Origin of the sequence: Pseudomonas persica (assembly GCF_900291015.1) — a bacterium.
In the GTDB taxonomy this organism is placed as follows: domain Bacteria; phylum Pseudomonadota; class Gammaproteobacteria; order Pseudomonadales; family Pseudomonadaceae; genus Aquipseudomonas.
The window spans coordinates 147244-153488 of the sequence record NZ_OLKL01000047.1 but is presented as its reverse complement, the minus strand read 5'-3'; the positions used below and the strand labels follow the sequence as shown (position 1 = coordinate 153488).

The window sequence follows — 6245 nt, the reverse complement described above, 5'->3', positions numbered from 1 at the left end:
AACGCTGAAGAGAATTTCTCTGGCGCGCTGACTTGTGCCTGGAGATTGCTGAAAGAGGCCGAAGACGGTTCTACTGAAAAATTGCCTTCGGCCATAGAATCTCCCACAGGAACCTCACTGGATTTGAGACCGGTGCGGTCCCTGTGGGAGCGGGTTTACCCGCGAAAGGGCCGTAACAGGAGATAGAAATTTCGATAACCCCGGTTACATCTTTCCTAGGCATTGCCCCAGCCATTTTCTACCATCCGCCACCCGCCGCTGGGCGTACACCTGCGCGGCAGTTATAATCAGCCGATTTCCCCTTCGCCAAGACACCGAACCCATGACTGAGTCCGTTCTTGACTATATGACCCGCCTGGGTCGCGCTGCCCGTGAGGCTTCCCGGGTGATCGGCCGTGCCAGCACCGCGCAGAAGAACCGCGCCCTGCAAGCTGCCGCCGAGGCGCTGGACGCCGCTCGTGCCGAGCTGACCGCCGCCAATGAGCTGGACCTGGCCGCCGGCCGTGCCAATGGCCTGGAGCCGGCGCTGCTCGACCGTCTGGCGCTGACCCCGGCGCGTATCGACGGCATGATCACCGGCCTGCGCCAGGTGGCCAGCCTGCCGGACCCGGTCGGTGCCATCCGTGACATGAGCTACCGCCCATCGGGTATTCAGGTCGGCAAGATGCGCACGCCGCTGGGGGTGATCGGGATCATTTACGAGTCGCGCCCGAACGTGACCATCGATGCCGCCAGCCTGTGCCTGAAGTCGGGTAACGCGACCATCCTGCGTGGCGGCTCCGAAGCCATCCACTCCAACCGCGCCATCGCCACCTGCATCCAGCGTGGCCTGGCCGCCGCCGGCCTGCCGGCAGCTGTGGTGCAGGTGGTCGAAACTACCGACCGCGAAGCCGTGGGCGCGCTGATCAGCATGCCGGAATTCGTCGACGTCATCGTGCCGCGCGGCGGCCGTGGCCTGATCGAACGCATCAGCCGCGATGCCCGCGTGCCAGTGATCAAGCACCTGGACGGTATCTGCCACGTCTACGTCAGCCAGCACGCCGACCTGGACAAGGCCTGGCGCGTGGCGTTCAACGCCAAGACCTACCGCTACGGCATCTGTGGTGCCATGGAAACGCTGCTGGTCGACCAGCAGGTGGCCGAGCGCTTCCTGCCGGAAATGGCCCGCCGCTTCCAGGAGAAGGGCGTCGAGCTGCGTGGCTGCGAGCGCACCCGGGCCATCATCGACGCCAAACCGGCCACCGAGGCCGACTGGCACACCGAGTACCTGGACGCGATCCTGTCGATCCGCGTGGTCGACGGCCTGGACCAGGCCATCGAGCACATCAACCACTACGGTTCGCACCATACCGACTCGATCATCAGCGAACACCAGGGTGAAGCCCGCCAGTTCATGGCCGAGGTCGACTCGGCGTCGGTCATGCTCAATACCCCGACCTGCTTCGCCGACGGCTTCGAGTACGGCCTTGGTGCGGAAATCGGCATTTCTACCGACAAGCTGCATGCCCGCGGCCCGGTCGGCCTGGAAGGCCTGACCTGCGAGAAGTACGTAGTGATCGGCGACGGCCAGCTGCGCGGCCAGGAGTCCTGCTGAGTTGAGCAAGGCCCAGGCAGTCCGGCGCATCGGCATTCTAGGCGGCACCTTCGACCCCGTGCACATCGGCCACCTGCGCAGCGCGCTGGAAGTGGCCGAGTTCATGGGGCTGGACGAGCTGCGCCTGCTGCCCAACGCCCGGCCGCCGCACCGCGACACCCCGCAGGTGGCCGCGCAGGACCGCCTGGCAATGGTGCAAAATGCCGTGCAGGGCGTGCCGTGCCTGAGCGTGGATGCCCGTGAGCTGGCGCGCGACAAGCCGTCGTACACCATCGATACGCTGGAATCGATCCGCACCGAACTGGCCGCCAACGATCAACTGTTCCTGGTGCTGGGCTGGGATGCCTTCTGTGGCCTGCCCAGCTGGCACCGCTGGGAAGAATTGCTGCAACACTGTCACATCCTGGTGCTGCAACGCCCGGATGCCGACGTAGAACCCCCTGACGAGCTGCGCAACCTGCTGGCTGCGCGCTCGGAGAGCGATCCCACCGCCATGTCCGGCCCGGCGGGAAACATTTCGTTCGTCTGGCAGACACCGCTTGCGGTGTCGGCTACACAGATCCGACAGCTGCTGGCCAGCGGCAAATCGGTGAGGTTCCTGGTGCCGGACGCCGTACTGGCCTACATCGAGGCGCACGAACTGTATCGTGTGCCTAACTGACGGTGCCTCTGGCGCCTCATCCAACGAGTTGAACGAGTTTTATATGACCAAGCAGAAAATCCACGGCGAAGAACTGGTCGCCCTGACCAAGGCAGCGCTGGAAGACGTCAAGGCCCAGGACATCCAGGTCATCGACGTGCGCGAAAAGCACAGCCTGACCGACTACATGATCATTGCCACCGGTACCTCCAATCGCCAGATCAACGCGATGCTGGAGAAGGTCCGCGAAGCGGTCAAGGCCAAGGGTGCCCAGCCTCTGGGTGAAGAAGGCAAGGGCGACAGCGACTGGGTGCTGTTGGACCTGAACGACGTCATCGTGCACATGATGACCGCCGCTGCCCGCCAGTTCTACGACCTGGAGCGCCTGTGGCAGGGTGCCGAGCAAAGCCGTGCCGCCGATGGCAAGCACCACAGCCCGGACCATGCCCACGAGTACTCCGACAAGCTCAAGGACCGGGAATAAGGAAAGCGCTGTGCGTCTGCGCCTGATCGCGGTCGGCTCGCGCATGCCGAAGTGGGTCGAGGAAGGCTGGCATGAATATGCCAAGCGCCTGCCCGCCGAGCTGTCGCTGGAGCTGGTGGAAATCCCGCTGAACACCCGGGGCAAGAATGCCGATGTCGCCCGCCTGATCCGTCAGGAGGGCGAGGCCATGCTGAGCAAGGTTCAGCCCGGGGAGCGCATCGTCACCCTCGAGGTCCATGGCAAGCCCTGGAGTACCGAGCAACTGGCGACCGAGCTGGACCGCTGGCGCCTGGATGCGCGCACGGTGAATTTGATGGTGGGCGGCCCGGAAGGCCTGGCGCCCGAGGTCTGTGCGCGCGCCGAGCAACGCTGGTCGCTGTCGCCGCTGACCCTGCCGCACCCATTGGTAAGGATACTCATCGGCGAGCAGATCTACCGCGCCTGGACCGTGTTGTCCGGGCATCCTTACCATAAATGAGCCTGTAAGCAGTCCGATGTCGCAGCCGATCCGTCTCAAGGACCACGAGAAAGACGCCCGCCTGGTGCGTAACCGCGTCGTGGTCGGCGCAGTGGCGATCATGCTGCTTATTTGCGTGCTGATCGCGCGGCTGTACTACCTGCAGGTCATCCAGCACGACTATCACTCGACGCTGTCGGAGAACAACCGGGTGCATGTGCAGCCGATCCCGCCGACCCGCGGGCTGATCTTCGACCGCAACGGGGTGATCGTCGCCGACAACCGGCCCAGCTTCAGCCTGTCGATGACCCGCGAACGTGCGGGTAACTGGCAGGAAGTGCTGGATACCATCGTCGAAGTGCTGGAGCTGACAGCCGACGACCGCGCCCTGTTCGAGAAGCGCATGCGCCAGGGCCGTCGGCCGTTCGAACCGGTACCGATCCTGTTCGAGCTCAACGAAGAGCAGATCGCCCGCGTGGCGGTGAACCAGTTCCGCCTGCCGGGCGTGGAAGTGGTGGCCCAGTTGGTGCGCCATTACCCGCAGGGCGCGCACTTCGCCCATTCGGTGGGGTATGTGGGGCGGATCAACGAGAAAGAACTGAAAACCCTCGACCCGGTGAACTACAGCGGTACCCACCACATCGGCAAGACCGGCATCGAACGCTTCTACGAAGCCGACCTGCATGGCCAGGTGGGCTACGAGGAAGTCGAGACCAACGCCCGCGGCCGTGTGCTGCGGGTGCTCAAACGCACCGACCCGAAACCGGGCAAGGACATCGTGCTGAGCCTCGACATCAAGCTGCAGGAGGCCGCCGAGGCTGCCCTGGGTGGCCGGCGTGGTGCGGTGGTGGCGCTTGACCCGCGAACTGGCGAGGTACTGGCGATGGTCAGCCAGCCCAGCTTCGACCCTAACCTGTTCGTCACCGGCATTGGCTTCAAGGCCTATGCCGAACTGCGCGATTCGATCGACCGACCGCTGTTCAACCGCGTGCTGCGTGGCCTGTACCCGCCAGGCTCGACCATCAAGCCGGCGGTGGCCATCGCCGGCCTGGACAGCGGCGTGGTCAATGCCGGCAGCCGGGTGTTCGACCCGGGCTACTACCAGTTGCCCAACTATGACCACAAGTACCGTAACTGGAACCGCTCGGGCGATGGCTGGGTCGACCTGGACACCGCGATCATGCGCTCCAACGACACCTACTTCTACGACCTTGCGCACAAGATGGGCATCGATCGGCTGTCCAGCTACATGAACAAGTTCGGTATCGGCCAGCGGGTTGCCCTCGACATGTTCGAGGAATCCGCCGGGCTGATGCCGTCGCGCGAATGGAAGCGCGCCACCCGCCGCCAGGCCTGGTTCCCCGGCGAAACCCTGATCCTCGGTATCGGTCAGGGCTACATGCAGGCCACGCCGCTGCAACTGGCCCAGGCCACTGCGCTGATCGCCAACAAGGGCGTGTGGAACCGCCCGCACCTGGCCAAGACCATCGAAGGCCAGCCGCCGGTGGACGACAACCCCATGGAAAACATCGTGCTGCGTGACAAGTCCGACTGGGCCAGGGTCACCCATGGCATGGAGCAGGTGATGCACAACGCCCGCGGTACCGCACGCAAGGCGGCCATCGGCTCGCAGTACCGCATTGCCGGCAAGAGCGGTACCGCTCAGGTGGTGGCGATCAAGCAGGGCGAGAAGTACGACCGCAACAAGCTCCAGGAGCGCCACCGCGACCACGCCCTGTTCGTCGCCTTCGCCCCGGCCGACGACCCGAAGATCGTGGTTTCGGTGATGGTCGAGAACGGCGAGTCCGGTTCGGGCGTCGCCGCCCCGGTGGTGCGTCAGGTGATGGACGCCTGGCTGCTCGACGAAAACGGCCGGCTCAAGCCTGAGTTCGCGCCTGCCACCGTTACCCAGGAATCAGCCCTGTGATGAACAATTTCGATCGCATGCTCTCCAGCGAGGATGTGATGCGTCGGCGCGCCAGCTTTCTGCAGCGCATCCACGTCGACGGCCCTTTGCTGATCATTCTGCTGACCCTCGCGGCCGGCAGCCTGTTCGTTCTGTATTCGGCCAGTGGCAAGAACTGGGACCTGCTGCTCAAGCAGGCCACCTCGTTCGGCATCGGCCTGGTGTCGATGTTCATCATCGCCCAGCTGGAGCCACGTTTCATGGCCCGCTGGGTGCCGCTGGCCTACCTGGCCGGGGTGCTGTTGCTGGTGGTGGTGGACGTGATGGGCCACAACGCCATGGGCGCCACGCGCTGGATCAACATCCCCGGGGTGATCCGCTTCCAGCCCTCGGAGTTCATGAAGATCATCATGCCGGCGACCATCGCCTGGTACCTGTCCAAGCGCACCTTGCCGCCGCATCTGAAGCACGTGGCGATCAGCCTGGTGCTGATCGGCGTGCCGTTCATCCTGATCGTGCGCCAGCCCGACCTGGGCACGGCGCTGCTGATCCTCGCCTCCGGGGCCTTCGTGCTGTTCATGGGTGGCCTGCGCTGGCGCTGGATCCTCAGCGTGCTGGCGGCGGCAGTGCCAGTGGCGGTGGCGATGTGGTTCTTCGTCATGCACGACTACCAGAAGCAGCGGGTACTGACCTTCCTCGACCCGGAAAGCGACCCGTTGGGCACTGGCTGGAACATCATCCAGTCGAAGGCGGCGATCGGCTCGGGCGGGGTGTTCGGCAAGGGCTGGCTGCTCGGCACCCAGTCGCACCTGGACTTCCTGCCGGAAAGCCACACCGACTTCATCATCGCCGTGCTCGGCGAGGAATTCGGCCTGGTCGGCATCTGCCTGCTGCTGATCGTCTACCTGCTGCTGATCGGCCGTGGCCTGATGATCACCGCCCAGGCGCAGACCCTGTTCGGCAAGCTGCTGGCGGGCAGCCTGACCATGACCTTCTTTGTATACGTGTTCGTCAATATCGGTATGGTCAGCGGCCTTCTGCCCGTGGTGGGCGTGCCGCTGCCCTTCATCAGCTATGGCGGAACTTCGTTGGTGACGCTGCTGTCAGCGTTTGGCGTTCTGATGTCGATCCATACGCACCGCAAATGGATCGCGCAGGTTTGAA

General features: G+C 64.4%; 6 protein-coding genes. All 6 read left to right on the top strand.

The annotated features are described in order from the left end of the window. Positions 1-322: 322 nt before the first annotated feature. The 6 genes from FQ664_RS22810 to rodA are packed head-to-tail and all read left to right on the top strand — an operon-like array spanning position 323 to position 6244. Positions 323-1594, top strand: coding sequence for a glutamate-5-semialdehyde dehydrogenase (locus FQ664_RS22810; RefSeq protein ID WP_144175071.1), 1272 nt, complete (start codon positions 323-325; stop codon positions 1592-1594). A gap of 1 nt (position 1595) precedes the next feature. Beyond that, a complete protein-coding gene (gene nadD / locus FQ664_RS22805; RefSeq protein WP_144175070.1) occupies positions 1596-2255 on the top strand; it encodes a nicotinate-nucleotide adenylyltransferase in 660 nt (219 codons plus the stop codon). A gap of 43 nt (positions 2256-2298) precedes the next feature. Beyond that, positions 2299-2718 (top strand): ribosome silencing factor, encoded by a 420-nt coding sequence (rsfS, locus tag FQ664_RS22800; protein ID WP_013974359.1) that lies wholly within the window; start codon positions 2299-2301, stop codon positions 2716-2718. 10 nt (positions 2719-2728) lie between these two features. Then, positions 2729-3196, top strand: coding sequence for a 23S rRNA (pseudouridine(1915)-N(3))-methyltransferase RlmH (gene rlmH / locus FQ664_RS22795; RefSeq protein ID WP_003249722.1), 468 nt, complete (start codon positions 2729-2731; stop codon positions 3194-3196). Between the two features lie 16 nt (positions 3197-3212). Beyond that, the gene (mrdA, locus tag FQ664_RS22790; protein ID WP_144175068.1) at positions 3213-5102 is read left to right on the top strand and encodes a penicillin-binding protein 2; all 1890 of its coding nucleotides are present in this window, start codon (positions 3213-3215) and stop codon (positions 5100-5102) included. A gap of 38 nt (positions 5103-5140) precedes the next feature. Continuing rightward, positions 5141-6244 carry a rod shape-determining protein RodA gene (gene rodA, locus FQ664_RS22785; protein ID WP_015271941.1) on the top strand — a complete coding sequence of 368 codons (1104 nt, stop codon included), beginning with the start codon at positions 5141-5143 and terminating at the stop codon, positions 6242-6244. Position 6245: the final 1 nt, after the last annotated feature.